Source organism: Glycomyces sambucus (assembly GCF_900102815.1).
Classification (GTDB): Bacteria; Actinomycetota; Actinomycetes; order Mycobacteriales; family Micromonosporaceae; genus Glycomyces; species Glycomyces sambucus.
On sequence record NZ_FNGF01000002.1, the window covers coordinates 465,882 to 482,528 of the forward strand.

At 72.2% G+C, this 16,647-nt stretch carries 14 protein-coding genes; 8 read left to right on the forward strand and 6 right to left on the reverse strand.

What is annotated here, in order from left to right; genetic code table 11:
* The first annotated feature begins 192 nt into the window (after positions 1-192).
* Both BLS99_RS07335 and BLS99_RS07340 read left to right on the forward strand, forming a co-directional pair.
* Positions 193-2,874 (forward strand): carbohydrate-binding protein, encoded by a 2,682-nt coding sequence (locus tag BLS99_RS07335; protein ID WP_218126332.1) that lies wholly within the window; start codon positions 193-195, stop codon positions 2,872-2,874.
* Positions 2,875-2,982: 108 nt separating this feature from the next.
* Positions 2,983-4,176 (forward strand): MFS transporter, encoded by a 1,194-nt coding sequence (locus BLS99_RS07340; protein ID WP_091046141.1) that lies wholly within the window; start codon positions 2,983-2,985, stop codon positions 4,174-4,176.
* A 12-nt stretch (positions 4,177-4,188) separates the two neighbouring features.
* Here the strand turns inward: BLS99_RS07340 and BLS99_RS07345 are convergent, their stop codons facing one another.
* The 5 genes from BLS99_RS07345 to BLS99_RS07365 form a co-directional block, all read right to left on the reverse strand.
* Entirely contained in the window at positions 4,189-4,881 is a 693-nt protein-coding gene (locus BLS99_RS07345; RefSeq protein WP_091046143.1) for a tyrosine-protein phosphatase, read from the reverse strand.
* 116 nt (positions 4,882-4,997) lie between these two features.
* Positions 4,998-5,666: a hypothetical protein gene (locus BLS99_RS26090; RefSeq protein WP_091046146.1), complete on the reverse strand. Its 669-nt coding sequence runs from the start codon at positions 5,664-5,666 to the stop codon at positions 4,998-5,000.
* Entirely contained in the window at positions 5,663-6,532 is an 870-nt protein-coding gene (locus tag BLS99_RS07355; RefSeq protein ID WP_218126333.1) for a carbohydrate ABC transporter permease, read from the reverse strand. Before BLS99_RS07355 ends, BLS99_RS26090 begins: the two co-directional genes overlap by 4 nt.
* Positions 6,529-7,488, reverse strand: a complete 960-nt coding sequence (locus BLS99_RS07360; protein ID WP_218126334.1) for a carbohydrate ABC transporter permease — start codon at positions 7,486-7,488, stop codon at positions 6,529-6,531. Before BLS99_RS07360 ends, BLS99_RS07355 begins: the two co-directional genes overlap by 4 nt.
* The gene (locus tag BLS99_RS07365) at positions 7,485-8,789 is read right to left on the reverse strand and encodes an ABC transporter substrate-binding protein (RefSeq protein WP_091046149.1); all 1,305 of its coding nucleotides are present in this window, start codon (positions 8,787-8,789) and stop codon (positions 7,485-7,487) included. The genes BLS99_RS07360 and BLS99_RS07365 overlap by 4 nt, the downstream gene beginning before the upstream one ends.
* 364 nt (positions 8,790-9,153) lie before the next feature.
* On the opposite strand from BLS99_RS07365, the gene BLS99_RS07370 reads away from it, so the two are divergent.
* The 6 genes from BLS99_RS07370 (at position 9,154) to BLS99_RS07395 (ending at position 16,111) form a co-directional block, all read left to right on the forward strand.
* Positions 9,154-10,113, forward strand: a complete 960-nt coding sequence (locus BLS99_RS07370; RefSeq protein WP_176953290.1) for an NAD(P)-dependent oxidoreductase — start codon at positions 9,154-9,156, stop codon at positions 10,111-10,113.
* Positions 10,114-10,134: 21 nt separating this feature from the next.
* On the forward strand, positions 10,135-11,187 hold the full coding sequence (locus BLS99_RS07375) for a LacI family DNA-binding transcriptional regulator (RefSeq protein WP_091046153.1): 1,053 nt from the start codon (positions 10,135-10,137) through the stop codon (positions 11,185-11,187).
* A gap of 127 nt (positions 11,188-11,314) precedes the next feature.
* Positions 11,315-12,943: an SLC13 family permease gene (locus BLS99_RS07380; protein WP_091046160.1), complete on the forward strand. Its 1,629-nt coding sequence runs from the start codon at positions 11,315-11,317 to the stop codon at positions 12,941-12,943.
* A 125-nt stretch (positions 12,944-13,068) separates the two neighbouring features.
* The gene (locus BLS99_RS07385) at positions 13,069-13,953 is read left to right on the forward strand and encodes a LysR family transcriptional regulator (RefSeq protein WP_091046164.1); all 885 of its coding nucleotides are present in this window, start codon (positions 13,069-13,071) and stop codon (positions 13,951-13,953) included.
* 94 nt (positions 13,954-14,047) lie between these two features.
* Positions 14,048-15,109: a tartrate dehydrogenase gene (locus tag BLS99_RS07390; protein ID WP_091046167.1), complete on the forward strand. Its 1,062-nt coding sequence runs from the start codon at positions 14,048-14,050 to the stop codon at positions 15,107-15,109.
* Between the two features lie 66 nt (positions 15,110-15,175).
* Positions 15,176-16,111 (forward strand): ROK family protein, encoded by a 936-nt coding sequence (locus tag BLS99_RS07395; protein ID WP_091046169.1) that lies wholly within the window; start codon positions 15,176-15,178, stop codon positions 16,109-16,111.
* A gap of 4 nt (positions 16,112-16,115) precedes the next feature.
* Here the strand turns inward: BLS99_RS07395 and BLS99_RS07400 are convergent, their stop codons facing one another.
* Positions 16,116-16,613, reverse strand: a complete 498-nt coding sequence (locus BLS99_RS07400) for an anthrone oxygenase family protein (protein WP_091046172.1) — start codon at positions 16,611-16,613, stop codon at positions 16,116-16,118.
* Positions 16,614-16,647: the final 34 nt, after the last annotated feature.

Below are 16,647 nucleotides of genomic sequence, written 5' to 3' on the forward strand. Positions count from 1 at the left end.
TGTCCGGATCGTCTGGCAGAGTCGCCGGGTCCGGCGCTCTGATATCGATTTCAACCGGTACCCTAGCCCGATCTGATATCGATTTCAAATCTCGTCTTGAAATCGTTATCAACATTGGGTACGGTCAGGCTCCGATCCATGGATCGACCCCTGTCGATGACGACGAGAGGACCGAACGAGATGAGGAGACCGATGGCGACTGTCACCGCCGCGGCGGTCGCCGCGACGGCCGTGACCGGCCTGAGCGGCGCACCCGCCCGCGCCCAGGAGACCGAGGTGCTCGCCGTGGACTTCGCCGAGCGGACCGGCGACTTCCGCGGCGGCGCGACCGGCACGCTGTACGGCTTCGGCGACGAGGGCGCCCCCACCGCGGCCGTGGTCAACGGCGCGCGCATCACCAACTCGTCCCAGAAGGCCCCCTACGGCACCCAGCACCCCTCCGGCGACGCGGTCAAGGTCGAGGACGGCTTCTTCGCCAAGCACGGCGAGGACATGTACATCTACGTGCAGGACTACTACCCCGAGTGGCCCTACAACGGCGGCCGACGCCCCGGCGACGACCGCACCTACGACCAGGCGACCGGCACCTACACCGCCGAGCCCAACGGGGTCTGGGACTTCCTGGAGGTCGTCGAGTTCGTGGCCGAGGCCGTCGCCGTCGACTCCGACCGGCCCCAGGACTACGTCTTCATCCCCTACAACGAGCCCGACGGCGGCAACTGGTACCCCGACTGGCCGAACCAGAAGGAGCAGTTCCTCGCCGACTGGCAGGCGACCTACGAGAAGATCCAGGAGGTCTGGGAGCGCCACGGCCTCGGACACGCCCGCATCGGCGGCCCCGGCGACACCCGGTGGCAGCCCGAGCGCAGCGCCGACATCCTCAGGTTCGCCAAGGACCACGGCTCGCTGCCGGACGTCTTCATCTGGCACGAGCTGGGCATCGACAACCTGGCGACGTACCGGCAGCACTTCGCCGACTACCGCGCCCTCGAACAGGAACTGGGCCTCGACCCGATCCCGGTCAACATCACCGAGTACGGGATGCTCCGCGACATGGGCGTCCCCGGGCAGCTCGTGCAGTGGTTCGCGATGTTCGAGGACACCAAGGTCGACGCGCAGACCGCGTACTGGAACTACGCGGGCAACCTCTCCGACAACTCCGCCCGCCCCAACGGCGCGAACGCCGGCTGGTGGATGTTCAAGTGGTACGGCGACCTCGCCGGGTCCGAGACCGTGGCGGTCACCCCACCCGAGCTGAACGCGGTCGACACCCTCCAGGGCATCGGCGCGATCGACGAGGCGAACCGGCGCGCCACGGTCCTGTTCGGCGGCACCGGCTCCGACGTCACGCTCGACCTCAGCGGCCTCGACCGCTCGGTGTTCGGAGGCAAGGTGGACGTCGAGGTCCGCGAAGCGGCGCTCACCGGCGCCGAGGGCCTGGCCGACACCCCGCGCGTCGTCGCCGCCGCGAACGGCGTCGAGGTCGAGGACGGCAGGCTCAGTCTCGAGGTGCCCGTGTACGACCGGTACGCCGGGTACCAGGTCGTCATCACCCCCGACAGCTCGCGCGATGTGGAGGCCGACGCCCAGGCGCAGCCCTGGACCGCCGTGATCGAGGCCGAGGACATGGCCCTGACCGACGCCGTCGTGTACACCCAGGACCCGCAGGCGGGCGGCGGCTGGAAGTTCCTCGCCTCCGGCGGCGAGGACGTCGGGTCGTTCGACAAGGCGACCTCACGGGCCGAGTGGACCGTGGACGTCCCCGAGGACGGCGCCTACCGGCTCCAGGTCATCGGCGGCGCACCCGGCGTCCCGGGCCGCCACGCCCTGTTCGTCGACGACACCGCGGCGGGCACGATCCAGTACGCGGCCGACCTCGCGCTCAACGCGAACAGCCGCTGGCAGTACCGCGGCAGCGCCGAGGTCCTGGTGGACCTCACCGCGGGCGAACACCTCCTCTCCCTCCGCTCCAGTGAGGACGGCGCAACAGTACTCCCGAACTCCGACATCACCCTCGACAAGGCCGTGCTGACCTCCGTCGCGACCGAGTCCACCGTGTACCCGGCCGCGACCTTCCGCCTTGAGGAGGGCGCCGCGCTGGACTGGGCGAACGGGAGCGACCGCGGCTCGGCGGCGCTCCAGGGCGAGGGCCGCGCCGACCTGTACGCCAACGCGATGGAGACCGGGTACTACGAGATCGCCGTCGACTGGGCCACCGCGAAGGCGTCGTCGCTCGAACTCGCCGTCAACGGCGCGCCGGCCACCGGGTTCACGGCGGACCGCAAGGGCCGCTGGCACTCCAGCGCCACCGTGCACCTCGTGGAGGGGATCAACGAGATCGAGCTCCGCTCCCCCGAGGGCGCGACGGTGCGGGCGCTGACCACCGTCCGCGACCGCGGCGCCGACGACGCGGCCGTGTCGATCGAGGCCGAGGACGCCGTGCTCCTAGGCTCGGCCGCGGTCACGGCGCTCGCGGACGCGACCGGGTCGAACGCCTCCGGCATGGCCTACGTCGGCTGGGTCGGGAACGGCGCCGCGAACGCGGTCGAACTCCCCCGCGACGGCTTCGCCGCACCCGGCGACTACGACGTCACGGTGTACTACGCGAACGCCGAGCTCTCGGGCGAGCACGACTACAACCCGCAGGTCGTGGACCGCCTCCTCCAGGTGACCGAGGGCGGCACCGAGGTCGGGCACGCGTACTTCCGGTACACGTACTCGTGGGACAGCTTCTCCCAGCGGTCGCTGCACGTCACCCTCACCACCGGCGACCGGCCCCTGCGCCTCGGCAACCCCGACGCGTGGGCGCCGAACCTCGACCGGATCGTCGTCTCCCCCAGGGTGATCGGCGACCCGGTCACCGAGCGGCGCTAGCCGGGTGGAGCAAGGGGCCCCGCACGCGCGCGTGCGGGGCCCCGCCGTATGCCGCGCCTCACGGGCACTTGACCCTGACATAGGTGTCAAGGTTGGAGGCTTCTCGGCATGACCACCACCGCAGTCCCCGCCCCACGCGCGGCCGAGAAGCTTCCGATCTCACCGCTCCTGGCCCTGACCACCGCCGCCTTCATGGCGATCCTCACCGAGGCGCTGCCCGCCGGGGTCCTCCCCGAGATGGCCGCCGACCTGCGCGTGAGCGAGGCCGCGGCCGGCCAGACCCTCACCGTGTACGCCATCGCCACCGGCCTCTCGGCGATCCCGGTCATGGCGGCCACCGCCAGGTGGCCGCGCCGCCGCCTCCTCCTCGCGGCCGCCTCCATGTTCGCGATCGCGAACCTGGTCACCGCGGTCTCGGACTCGTACGCGCTCACCATGGTCCTGCGGACCCTCGCGGGCGTCGCCGCCGCCGTCGTGTGGGCCGAACTCGTGGCCTACGCCCGCCGCCTCGCCCCGCCGCACCTCCAGGGCCGCGCGATCGCGATGACCATGGCCGGCGTGCCGCTGGCGCTCTCGCTCGGCATCCCGCTCGGCACGTTCCTCGGCGACCTCCTCGGCTGGCGCCTCACCTTCGGGCTCGTGGCGGCGGTCTCGGCCGCGCTCATGGTCTGGATCAGGGCGAGCGTGCCCGAGTTCCCCGGGAGCCGCGCGGGCCGCCGGGAGCCGATCCTCGCCGCGCTGCGGCTGCCGGGCGTCGTCCCGGTCCTGTTCACCGTCGCCGCGTACGTGCTCGCCCACAACGTCCTCTACACCTACATCGCGACCTTCCTGCACGCCAACGGCATGGACGCCCTCCGCGAGGAGGTGCTGCTGGTCTTCGGCATCGCCTCCGCGGTGAGCATCGTCCTCACCGGCGCGCTCGTGGACCGGCGCCTGCGGCTGCTCACGATCGCGAGCGCGGGCCTGTTCCTGGTGGCCGCGGCGGTGCTGACGGCGCTCGCCGACGAGCCGGTGCCGCTGTTCCTCGCCGTCGTCCTGTGGGGCCTGGGCTGGGGCGGGGTGCCGACGCTGCTCCAGACCGCGGTGAACGACGCGGGCGGCGACCGCGGGCAGGCGCTGCTGGTGACCACCTGGAACTCCTCGATGGCCGCGGGCGGCGCCGCGGGCGGGGTCATGCTCGCGCTCATGGGCCCCGGCTCGTTCCCGTGGGGAGTCCTGGTGCTCATGGTCCCGGTGGCGGCGGTCGTCATCGGCGCGAAGGCGCACGGGTTCCCGGCCGAGCGGCCGGGCGTCGGGGACTGAACGGCGGCGCGGCTACTCCTCCGCAGTGAAACGGGCGCGCAGGGCCGCGATGTCGGCTTCGGTGAGGCCGTGGGCGGTGAGCAGCCCGGTGAAGCCGCCGTGCTCGGCGTCGAGCACGGCGAGGCAGGTCGCCATGGCCTCGACCGGCGCCCGGCCGAGGATCGGCGGGAGTCCGCTGGTGTCGAACGCGAACGCGTCGCCCACGGTCGCCACCATGGCGATCACCTCGCGCATCGCGGCGTCGGTCAGCCCGTAGTCGGCGGCGATGTCCTCGGGGTCGTACCCGAGCAGTTCCAGGACGGCGGCCACGGCGACGCCGGTGCGGTCCTTGCCAGCCGCGCAGTGGACGAGCGTCGGCCCGTCCTGAGCGATCAGCCGCACGATCGCCACGAGCCGGTCGGCGGTAGCCGCCGCCAGGGCGGCGTACCAGCGGCCGAGGTCGGCGCCGGTGGTGATGCGGCGCAGCGGTTCGGGGTCGATGACGTCGCCGCCGAGCGGCAGGTGGTGGACCCGCACGGTGTCGGGCAGGCCGGTCCACGGCACCCGGTCGGCTTCGGTCGCGGTGCGCAGGTCGACGATGTCGCGCACGCCCAGTCCGGCGACGATCGCGGCGACCCGGTCGGGCGCGAGGGCGCCGGGCTGGGCGGACCGGTAGAGCTGGCCGGCGCGCAGGCGCTCGGCGGGGTCGCGCAGGTTCACGAACATGGCGGCGTCCTCTCGGGACTCGTCGGGGGCGCGGACGGCGGATGCAGATGGCGTTGTCCCCCACGATGATGCAGCAGGCGCCCGCGCCCGCGCGGCTGGCCCCGCAGGGCCGCCGCCTAGGCGGCGGCCCTGCGGTCGAAGCCGGTGGCGGCGTTCACGATCAGGATCGCGAACGCGCAGGCGGCGGGCGTGAAGAGCGCGAGGTTGGGGCCGACGACCGGGAGCTGGGCGCTGCCGTAGGCGAGGGCCGCGAGGGCGAGCCATGCGACCGGGGCCTGCGGCCGCAGGACCATGGCCTTGAGCGCGGCGGTGAGGACCGCCAGCGCCGGGCCTTCCGCTCCCGCGAGGACGGCGCTGGCGACGGCGATGAGCGCGGCGAGGCCGAGGAGGGCGGCGGCGGTGATCGCGGTGAAGGCGGCGTCCCCGGTGCCGTAGAGGACGGCGTCGTAGGCGAGGAGGAGGCCGAGGGCCGCGGCGCCGGTCCAGACGCGCCGCAGGCGCCTCCAGCCGTCGAGCCAGGCGATCCAGAACGTGGCGAAGGGCCGGCCCGGGTAGCCGTCGGCGGCGAAGTCCCGCATGCACTTCAGGGCCGCGTAGAGGCCGGGCCCGGCCGGGACGGCGGCGAGGGCGCCGAGCCAGATCCCGAGGTGGGAGAGGCCGATAGCGTGGTCGACGGCGGCGAACGGGAGGGCGGTGGCGAGCAGCTGCACCGAGGTGGCGAACCACCAGAAGGCGCCCAGGAGCGTCCGGGACAGGCGCGAGTCGTAGGCAAGCCAGGCGGTCATCCCTTCACCGCCCCGATGGACATGCCCTTGATGAAGTAGCGCTGGAACGCGGCGAAGAGGACCACCGAGGGGACGATCGCGAGGATCGCGCCGGTGTAGATGAGCTCCCACTGGGAGGTGAGGAGCCCGACCATGCGGCTGAGCGCCACGTTGATCGTCCCGGCCGAGGAGGCGTCGAGGAAGACCAGCGGGATGAAGAAGTCGTTCCACAGCGACAGGGCCTGGATGATGACGAACGCGGAGGTCACCGGCAGGAGCATCGGGAAGACGATGGACCAGAAGGTGCGGAGCCTCCCGGCGCCGTCGACTTCGGCCGCCTCCTCCACTTCGCGGGGGACGCCCTTGATGAAGGAGCAGTACAGGAGGATGCCGAAGGAGGCCGCGCCGCCGAGGTGGACGAGGATGACGCTGGTGAGGGTGGAGTAGAGCCCGACCTGGTTCATCGAGGAGACGAGCGGGATCATGCGGACCTGGAAGGGGATCATGAGCCCGGCGATGAAGAGCAGGTAGATCCAGCGCGAGGAGCGCCCGCCGAGGCGTTCGATGCCCCACGCGGCCATGGGGACGATCGCCAGGAGCAGGACGAGGGTCCCGCCGGTGATGACGAGGGTGTTGAGCAGGGCCTCGCCGTAGTCGGTGGTCTGGAACAGCCGCACGTAGTTGTCGAGGCCGAGGCCGGTGGGCAGGCCCATCGGGTCCTTGGTGATCTCGGCGTAGCTGCGGAAGGAGTTGAGCAGCGCGTAGAGCACGGGGAAGGACACGGCGAGCACGAGGACGGCGAGGACGGCCATGACGGCGACCTCGCCGGCGGTGAGGCGGCGTCGCTCCTTGCGGAGTTCGGGCCGCGCCTGCGGTGACCGGGTCATGCCTGGACCTCCCTGCTGCGCATGTACCTGTTGGCGAGCACCGTGGTCGCCAGGACGACGATGAAGAGGACGATGGCGGCGGCGGAGCCGTATCCGGCGCGGTACTCGCCGAAGCCGACCTTGTAGATGAAGAACGCCATGGTCTCGGAGACGAACCCGGGCCCGCCTGCGGTGAGGACCATGACCTGGTCGAAGATCGTCCACCCGGCGATCATCATGAGCGTCATGTTGACGGTGACGGCCCCGGCGAGCATGGGCCAGGTGACGTAGCGGAAGACCTGCCCGCGCGAGGCGCCGTCGATCCTCGCGGCCTCGACGAGGTCCTGCGGGACCGACTGGAGGTTCGCGAGGTAGATGAGGGTGGTGTTGCCGCCCAGGGTGAAGCAGATGATGAACAGCAGGACGCCCACGACGATCTCGTTGTCGCCGAGCCAGTCCATGGCCGCGCCCTCGAAGCCGAGGTCGCGCAGGACGGTGTTGACGGCCCCGAAGTTGAAGTTGAGCATGTACTTCCAGATCGTGGCGGCGATGAAGCCGCTGACGAGCGCGGGGAGGTACACGATGGTGCGGAAGAACCCCTGGGCGTGGTGGAGCTTGTCGAGCATGAGCGCGACGCCGAGGGCGACGGCGTTCACGATGACGGCGGAGCCGAGGCCGAGGACGAGGGTGTTCCGGGTGGCGTTCCAGAACCGGTCGCTGGTGAGGATGTCGCGGTAGTTCGCGAGGCCGACGTACTCGTAGGCGGGGTTGATGCCGTCCCAGTCGGTGAGGCTGAGCTGGATCGACTGGATCGAGGGCGCGATGACCATGACGGTGTAGACGAGGAGCGCGGGCGCGATGAACAGGAGCATCACGGCGCGGTGGCGGGTCATGCGGCGCGCCGGGCGGCGGTCGGGCGCGGGCCGCGCCCGGCCGCCGGCGAGGGCGGCCGGGCGTTCGGCGGTGGAGGCGGTCACTCCTGCTCCGCCTGGTCGTCGAACTCCTCCTGGGACTTGGCGATGCACTCGTCGATGGTGGTCTGGCCGTCCTGCATCTCGATGCGGGCCTGGCGGAAGAAGGTGTGGAAGGTGCTGAACCCGGACCAGGTGGTCTCGTTGGCGAACCAGGTGAGGTTCGGGTCGGCGAGGAGCGCGAAGTAGTCGTCGGCGCCGGGGATGGAGGAGTTGCGCTCGATCTCGTCGGCGGCTTTGACGTTGGGGGCGATCATGCCGGTCGCCTCCATGAGGTCGCACGCCTCGACGGAGAAGTAGAACTCCAGGAACTCCACGGCGGCGTCGTACTGCCCGCCGTCCTCCTGGGCCTGCGCGGAGATCGCGAAGCCGGAGGCGGTGTCGCCGTTGACGGAGTTCTTGAGGACGTTGAGCCTCCCGTCGTCGGCGGGGACGTAGAAGATCCCGGCGTTGAAGTCGGGGTCGACCTTGTTGACGTCGTTGAGGCGCCCGATGCCGGCCGAAGAGGTGGCCATGACGGCCTGGCGGTTGACCAGGAGCGTGGTGGTCTGGGCGTCCTGGGTGGACTGCCAGCCTTCGAGGACGTAGGCGTCGGTGAGGTCCTTGAGGCGCTGGAGGGGTTCGCGGAGGTCGCCGAGGGAGGCGTCGCCGGCGCGGACGGCGTTCCAGAAGCCGCCGGCCGCGCTGTACTGGGCGAACACGGGGGCGGCGAGGGGCTTCCAGAGCTGGTCGGAGGGCCAGATCTCCCCTGCGGCGGTGGCGAGGGGCGCGTCGCCGTTGGCCTTGATCGCGTCGAGGAGCGCGACGAACTCGGCGTACGTGGCGGGCACGGCGAGGCCGTGCTCGTCGAAGTAGTCCTTGTCGTAGACCATGTTGAAGCCGAGCTCGCCGTTGAGGGCGGTGGTCGGGACGATGTAGACCTCGCCGTCCTCGACCGGGGCGTACACCTCGTCGTTGAGCAGGCTGGTGACGCTCTCGGGGATGGGGGCGAGCTTCCCGGCCTCCAGGTAGGTGAGGGTGTCGCGCATGTCGACCAGGGCGGGCCAGTTCCCGGTGGCGTCCATGGTCTTCATCGCGGTCGGGTAGTCGGTGCCGGCGGGCAGCGGCTCCAGTTCCACGGTGGCCGTGGCGCTCTTGGCGTTGAAGGCGTCGGCGACCCCCTTCGCCACCGCGTTCCAGGTCTCGTCGCCGGTGGCGTAGAGGAACCGGATCGCGGTCTTGCCGCCGGTCGTGCCGCCCGAGGTGCCGCACGCGGTGAGCGCGAACGGGACGGCGGCGGCGAGCGAGAGGCCCCCGGCGGACTGCATGAGCGAACGGCGTGAGAGTCCCCGTGCCGGCACGGCGGCGGCCGACGAACGCGCCCTTGCGTTTCGCATGTGATCTCCTTCAGCGGTGAGAGGCTGTCGGGCATCGCGTAGATACCGTTATCTGTGAGACTAGGGGCGAGGGCCCGCGAACACAAGTCGGCTTGGCCGAATCGTTACCGTTCCCGCTCGATCCGCGCGCCTGGTCTCGCATTTCAGCAGTTCACGCGCGTTCGGAGGTTCGGAGACGGTCGTTCGCGGGCGAGGCTCGACAAGTGAGGGTTCGGCTTCTATGGTAGAAACCGATAACTATCCCTCCCGTTCTTAGGAGCCCCCGGTGGCCGATCGTCTGCCCGCGCTGTTCGCCATGGACCCCGTCCACCTGCCCGGGCTGTTCCCCGCGCCGCTCATGCGGCGGCTGCGGGCGGTGCTCGACATCGACCCGTCCCGGGTGGCCGAGCGGTACGAGGGCTTCGGGCCGCTCGCCGACGCGGAGGTCATCGTCTCCGGATGGGGCGCACCGCGGCTCGACGCCGCGGCGCTGGAGCGCGCGCCGCGCCTGCACACGGTGCTGCACGCGGCCGGGTCGGTGAAGCCGCTCGTGGCCGAGCCCGGGTGGGCGCGCCTGGCGGTCTCCTCGGCCGCGGACGCGAACGCGCTGCCGGTGGCCGAGTACACGCTGGCGGCGATCCTCCTGGCGGGCAAGGGGGTCTTCGAACTCCAGGAGGCGTTCCGGGCCGACCGGTCCTTCACGCTGGGCCGCATCCACCCCCGGGTCGGGAACTTCGGGCGGACCGTGGGGATCGTGGGCGCCTCCCGGATCGGCCGGCGGGTGCTGGAGCTGCTGCGGCCCTTCGACTTCCGGGTGCTGCTCGCCGACCCGTTCGCCGACCCCGCCGAGGACCTGGGCGCCGAGCTGGTTGACCTCGACCGGCTCGTGGCCGAGGCCGACATCGTCAGCCTCCACGCCCCCGACCTGCCCGCCACCGCCGGGCTGCTCGACGCCGGGCGCCTCGCGTCCCTGAAGGACGGCGCGGTCGTCGTCAACACCGCGCGCGGACGCCTGGTCGACACCGACGCGCTCGTCGCCGAACTCGCGACCGGCCGCATCTCGGCGGTCCTCGACGTGACCCACCCCGAACCGCTGCCCGAGGACTCCCCGCTGTTCACCCTGCCGAACGTGTTCCTCACCCCGCACGTGGCCGGCTCGCAGGGGAACGAGCTCGCGCGCATGGGCCTGTACATCGTGGAGGAGGCCGAGCGGCTGGCCGCCGGCCGCCCGCTCGCACACCGCGTCGACGGCGACCTGCGCTGGCGCCAGGCGTAGCGCCGACCAGGAGATGCGCCGGTGCCCAGGCGAAGCGGACCGGGGAAGCGACCCACGCTGGCCGACGTGGCCGCGCGGGCGGGCGTCTCGGCCATGACCGCGTCGCGGGTCGCCGCCGGGAACTACCCGGTGGCCCCGCCGACCCGCGCGAAGGTCCTGCGCGCCATGCGGGACCTCGACTACGTCGCCAACGCGCACGCCCGGGCCCTCGGCGGCGCGGCCACCGGGACCGTCGCGCTCGTCCTGGACGACGCCACCGGGCCGTTCTTCGCGTCCATCGCCCGCGGCGTCGAGCGCCAGGCCGCCGCCGAAGGGCGCCTGTGCCTCCTGTGCACCACGCACGGCGACCCCGAGCGCGAGGCCGCGGTCGTGGCGCTGCTGCGCGAGCGGCGCGCCGAGGCGGTGATCCTCGTCGGCGGCGCCCAGGACTGCGCCACCTACACCGAGCGGATGACCGCGTTCGCGCACTCGCTGGAGCAGTCCGGGTCGCGCCTGGTCCTGTGCGGGCGCCCCTCCCCCGGGCCCGGCGTGCCGGCCACGGTCGTGGAGTACGACAACGAGGGCGGCGCGTACGCGATGACCGCGTACCTCCTCGACAACGGGCACCGCACGATCGCGTACGTCGGCCGCGAACCGGGGCTGTCGACCACCGACGAGCGCATCGCCGGGTTCCGCCGCGCCCACGCCGACCACGGTGCGGCCCTGGACGAGTCGCTGATCCGCCCCGGCGCCTTCTCGCGCGAGGGCGGCGCCGCCGCGACCGCGGCGCTGTGGGCCGAGCGCACCGACGCCACGGCGGTCTTCGCGGCCACCGACATCGTCGCCGCCGGGGTGCTCAGGGCCCTGCGCGAGCGCGGCGTGCGCGTGCCCGAGGACGTCTCGGTGGTCGGCTTCGACGACATCCCGCTCGCCTCGGACCTGACCCCGGCCCTGACGACGGTGCGCGTGCCGCACGAGCAGCTGGGCCGCGAGGCCGTCCGCCGGGCGCTCCACAGGGGACCGGAGGCGGACGACCGGGTGGTGCTCGGCACCCACATCGTGGTCCGGGACTCGGCCGCGCCGCACCTGCCCTGACCGCGTCGCGAAGCCCGTGGGACAGCGACACATAGGCGTCTCCTATACGCCGCAAAGGGTACGACTCTTGGACGTATCCCTCCGCCGGGTGCGACAGTGATCACAGTCAATCCCTCAAGGAGGAGGCATGGCTTCGACAGCCGAGCACGAGGGCGCCGCGGCGCCCTCCGACGTGCCACGCACCGATGTGGACAAGGCCCTGTTGGGAGGGTCCACCTACCGCAGTCTCTCCGAGCTCGGATCCGGCGCCGAGGAGCGGTTCGAGAAGGGCCGCCGCCTCGTCGGCTGGTTCCTCGCCCCGCTGGTCAGCCTCGTCTTCGGCTTCCTGCCGCTCGACATGCCCGGGGACCAGCAGACCCTCGCCGCGGTTCTCCTGGGCGTGGTGGTCCTGTGGATCTGCGAGCCCATCCCGATCCCGATCGGCGGGCTCGTCGGCGTCGCCGCGATCGTGGTCCTCGGGGTCGCGCCCGGCGACGACGTGCTGGCGCCCTTCGGGTCCACCACCATCTTCACGTTCATCGGCGCGTTCATCCTGGCGCAGGCGATGCTCAAGCACGGTGTGGCGCAGCGGGTCGCGTACTTCGTGCTGGGGCTGCCCGGGGTCGGGCGGTCGACGTTCCGGACCATCGTGGCCTTCGGCGTCATCACCTGCGCCCTGTCGGCGTTCATCTCGAACACCGCCACCGTCGCGATGCTCATGCCCACGGCCCTCGGCATCCTCGCCGTCATCGCCAAGCTCATGCAGGCCCAGGGGGTCGTGCGGCCCGACTTCGACCCGATGCGCCTGCGCGTGGGCACCGCGCTCATGCTCATGCTCGCCTACGGCGCCTCGGTCGGGGGCCTGCTCACGCCCGTGGGTTCCCCGCCGAATCTGATCGGCCGGGGCCTCATCGAGGAGGCCACCGGGGAGCGGATCTCCTTCGGGCAGTGGATGCTCGCCGCTTTGCCGATCTGCCTCATCATGTTCGTGGTCCTCGCGGTGGTGCTCATCCTGGTGAACCGCCCCGAGATCCGCCGGATCGACGGGGTCGAGGAGTTCATCCGCGAGCGCCGCGCCGAGCAGGGCCCGATGAGCCGCGCCGAGAAGAACACCGTGATCGCCTTCGGGATCACCGTGACCCTGTGGCTCGTCCCGGCCGTGGTCGGCCTCGTCTCCGGCACCGACTCCAGCGCGTACGCGACGGTGAGCGACCGGCTCGACGAGGGCGTGGCCGCCGTCATCGGCGCCGCGCTCCTGTTCATCCTCCCGGTGAACTGGTCCAAGCAGGAGGCGACGCTGACGTGGAAGGACGCGGCCAAGATCGACTGGGGCACGATCCTCCTGTTCGGCACCGGCATCATCTTCGGCGCCATGCTCTCGGCGACCGGCCTGGCCGAGACCATCGGCAACGGCGCCTCCGACGCGCTCGGCATCACCAGCGCGTTCGCGATCACCGCGTTCGCCGTGATCCTGGCGGTGCTCATCTCCGAGACGACCTCGAACACCGCGTCGGCGGCGGTGGTCGTGCCGATCATCATCCCGCTCGCGGCCGCGGCCGGCGTCGATCCCCTGGTGCCGGCGCTCGCGGCGACGTTCGCGGCCTCGCTCGGGTTCATGCTGCCGGTCTCGACTCCGCAGAACGCGATCGTCTACGGCACCGGCTGCGTGCCGATGACGAAGATGATCCGCTCGGGCATCACCTTCGACCTCATCGGCGCGGCCGTCATCATCGCGCTCATGCCGCTCATGGTGAGCCTCACCGGCATCGGAAGCTGACGCACACCGCACGAGGGCACCGGCGCCCCACCGGGCCGGTGCACTGAATTGCCGCAAACCGGGCGCCCGACCTAGAATGCCGTAAAGGCGTCCAAGGACGGGCGCCCTTCGCAGGCCGGAGCCGCATGGACGCACGCCAACTCGGATACTTCCTCGCCGTCGTCGACCACGGCGGGTTCGGCAAGGCCGCCGACCAGATCCACATCGCGCAGCCGTCGCTCTCGCAGTCGATCGCGAACCTCGAACGCGGGCTCGGCGTCGAGCTGTTCCACCGGGTCGGGCGCGGTGTGGTGCTCTCCGACGCCGGGCGCCGCCTGGTCGAGCCGGCCCGGCAGGTGCTGCGCGACCTGGAGACCGCGCGCGACGCGGCCCGCTCGGTGCGCGAGCTCGAACGCGGGCGCCTCGACATGGTGTCGATGCCCTCCCCCGGGATCGAGCCGCTGACGGCGATGATGTCGCGCTTCGCCGAGCGCCACCCCGGGATCGCGATGAACGTCGAGGGCGCGTTCACCGCGGACGAGGTCGTCGCCCACGTCAGGACCGGCGCCAGCGAGATCGGGCTCCTCGGCTCGGCCGAGGACCTGCGCACCGCCGAGCTGCGCGTTGTGCCCGTCGAGAGCCAGCCGCTCGTCCTCATCTCCCCGCCCGGCGCGGACCTCCCGCCCGGGGACACCGTCGGCCGCGAGGACTTCCGGGGCCTGCGGCTCATCGCCTCCCAGCGCGGGAGCATCATGCGCCGCTTCGTGGACGACCTCCTCGCCGACGTCGACGGCGTGCACCTGGCCGCCGAGATCGCGCACCGGACCTCGATCCTGCCGCTGGTGCTGTCGGGGTTCGGGCACGCGGTCATGCCCGCGGCGTGGACGCCGCTGGCCGAGCGCACGGGCGCGGCCGTGCGCCGGATCGAGCCGGCCTGGCACCTGCACGTGTCGCTGGTGAGCCGCCCGGACGGGCTGTCCCCGGCGGCGCGGGCGTTCGTGGCGATGGCCGAGGACTGGCCGGACTCATAGGGCTTCTCGATGGGCGCCATCGCGAACCGGTCTTGGACGCCTCCGGTCGGCCGGGTGTTGACTCGATGCGGACCTTCGACCGCAAGGAGCAGCCGTGAACGAGTTCCGCATCGCCGCCATCCCCGCCGACGGCATCGGGCGGGAGGTGGTGGCCGCGGGCCGGGCGGTGCTCGACGCGCTCCAGGCCGAGGGGCGCTTCGCCCTGGCGTGGGAGGAGTTCCCGTGGGGCTCGGACTACTACGCCGAGCACGGGGTGATGATGCCCGAGGACGGCCTGTCGGTCCTGGAGGGGTTCGACGCGATCTACTTCGGGGCGGTCGGGTGGCCGACGGTCCCCGACCACGTGAGCCTGTGGGGGCTGCGGCTGCGGATCTGCCAGGGCTTCGACCAGTGGGCGAACGTGCGGCCGGTGCACTTCCTGCCCGGGGTGGTCAGCCCGCTGCGCAAGGCCGACGACACCGAGCTCGACTGGGTGGTGGTGCGGGAGAACTCCGAGGGCGAGTACGCCGGGATCGGCGGCCGGAACCTCGCCTCCCGGGGCGAGGGCGGCGAGGTGGCGATCCAGTCGGCGCTGTTCACCGAGGTGGGGTGCGAGCGGATCATGCGGTTCGCGTTCGAGCTGGCGCGCACGCGCACCCGCAGGAAGGTCTCGTCGGTGACCAAGAGCAACGCGCAGCAGTACGGGATGGTCCTGTGGGACGACGTGTTTCGGCGCGTGGCGGCCGACTACCCCGACGTGGAGACCGAGAGCGTGCTCGTCGACGCGATGGCCGCGAAGTTCGTGCTGCGCCCGGAGGACCTGTCGGTGGTGGTGGCCTCGAACCTGAACGCGGACATCCTCTCCGACCTGGGCTCGGCGCTCGCCGGGAGCCTGGGCCTGGCCGCCAGCGCGAACCTGAACCCCGAGCGGCGGTTCCCGTCGATGTTCGAGCCGGTGCACGGGTCGGCGCCCGACATCGCGGGGCAGGACGCGGCGAACCCGGTGGGCGCCATCGGGAGTGCGGCGCTGATGCTCGCGCACCTGGGGCTGGCGGACGAGGCGGCGCGGATCGAGCAGGCCGTCGAGCGGGCGACGGCGCAGGGGGGCCGCACGCGGGACGTGGGCGGGTCGGCGACGACGGACGAGGTGACCGCGGCGGTCATCGCGAACCTCTGAGGGGACCCGGGCCGGCCGCCGACCGGGTCGGGTGACGCTCCGGCGCCTGTCGGTAGGCTTCGCGGCATGAACGTGACGATGGCCCTTGATCTCGGCGGCACGAAGGTGGAGGCCGCGCTCGTGCGCGAGGACGGCTCGGTGGTCGAGGGGACCAGGTCGCGGGCGGCGACCGGCGAGGCCGCCGCGGCGGACCGGGGTGCGGCCGAACACGCGGTCGCGCAGGTGGTGCGGCACTGCATGGCCGCGCCGGAGTGGGCCGGGGTGGCGGCGGCGGGGATCGGGTCGGCGGGGCCGGTGGACCTGGCCGCGGGCACGATCGCCCCGATCAACCTGCCGTCGTTGCAGGGCTTCGCGATCGCGGACTTCGTCGCGGGGGTCTCGGGGCTGGAGCGGGTGGTGCTGCGCCTGGACGGGACGTGCATCGCGCTGGCGGAGTCGTGGCTGGGCGCGGCGCGCGGGGTGCGGAACGCGCTGGTCATGGTGGTGTCGACGGGCGTGGGCGGCGGTGTGGTGAGCGACGGGCGGCTGGTGGCCGGGAGCGGCGGGAACGCCGGGCACATCGGGCAGGTCGTGGTCGCGGCGGACGAGGCATCGGCAGTGGAGGGCTCCGCGCACGACGCGACGGTGGAGGGGATCGCCTCGGGGCCGAACACGGTGAAGTGGGCACGGTCGCAGGGCTGGGAGGGGTTCTCGGGCGAGGACCTGGCGCGGGACTACGCGGCGGGGGTGCCGGTCGCGGTGGCGGCGGTGCGCCGGTCGGCGCGGGCGGTCGGGCTGGGCCTGGTGAACGCGGCGACCCTGCTGGACCTGGAGGTCGCGGTGATCGGCGGCGGGTTCTCGTTCGTGGCCGGGGACTACCCGGAGCTGGTCGCGGCGGCGGTGCGCGAGCACGCGGTGAACGCGTACGCGGGCGGGCTGAAGGTGGTGCGGGCGGCGCTCGGGGGCGAGGCGCCGCTGGTCGGCGCGGCGGCCCTGGTCCACCGCGCCGATCTCCTGTCGTAGGGGCCTAGGCGGCGAGTCCGGTCGTGTAGAGGGCCCAGGCGAGGGCGGCGAGCGCGAGGAGGTTCGCGGTGCCGCGCACGTGGTTCCACTTGATCCAGGGCTCCTCGACCTCGGTGCGCAGGGCCGCGGGGTCGGCGAGCGCGGCGGGGTCGCCGGCGGCTTCGAGCCTGTCGTTCAGGGGCACGTTCTTGGCCATGGTGCCGATGAAGCTGACGAGGTTGAGCACGAGCCCGGCGATGGTCCACGGGAGCGCGGAACGGTCGTCGAGGAAGCAGCCCAGGACCACCGCGGCGAGCGAGAACGCGACGGAGCCGAGGAAGCCGGTCATGAAGCGGCCGTTGATGATGACGCGGTTGATGTGCTGGAGTGCGGCGACCCAGGCGCGGTCGTCGAGGATCTTGAGGCCGGGCATCACCGAGTACGAGTACCCGGTGAACAGCCCGGCCATGAGCCCGGCGCTGAGGAGTGCGGCGAGCAGTGCGATGAGGTGGAGCAGGTCCATGGCGGGCCTTTCGGTAGTCGGTCGGGCCACCCCA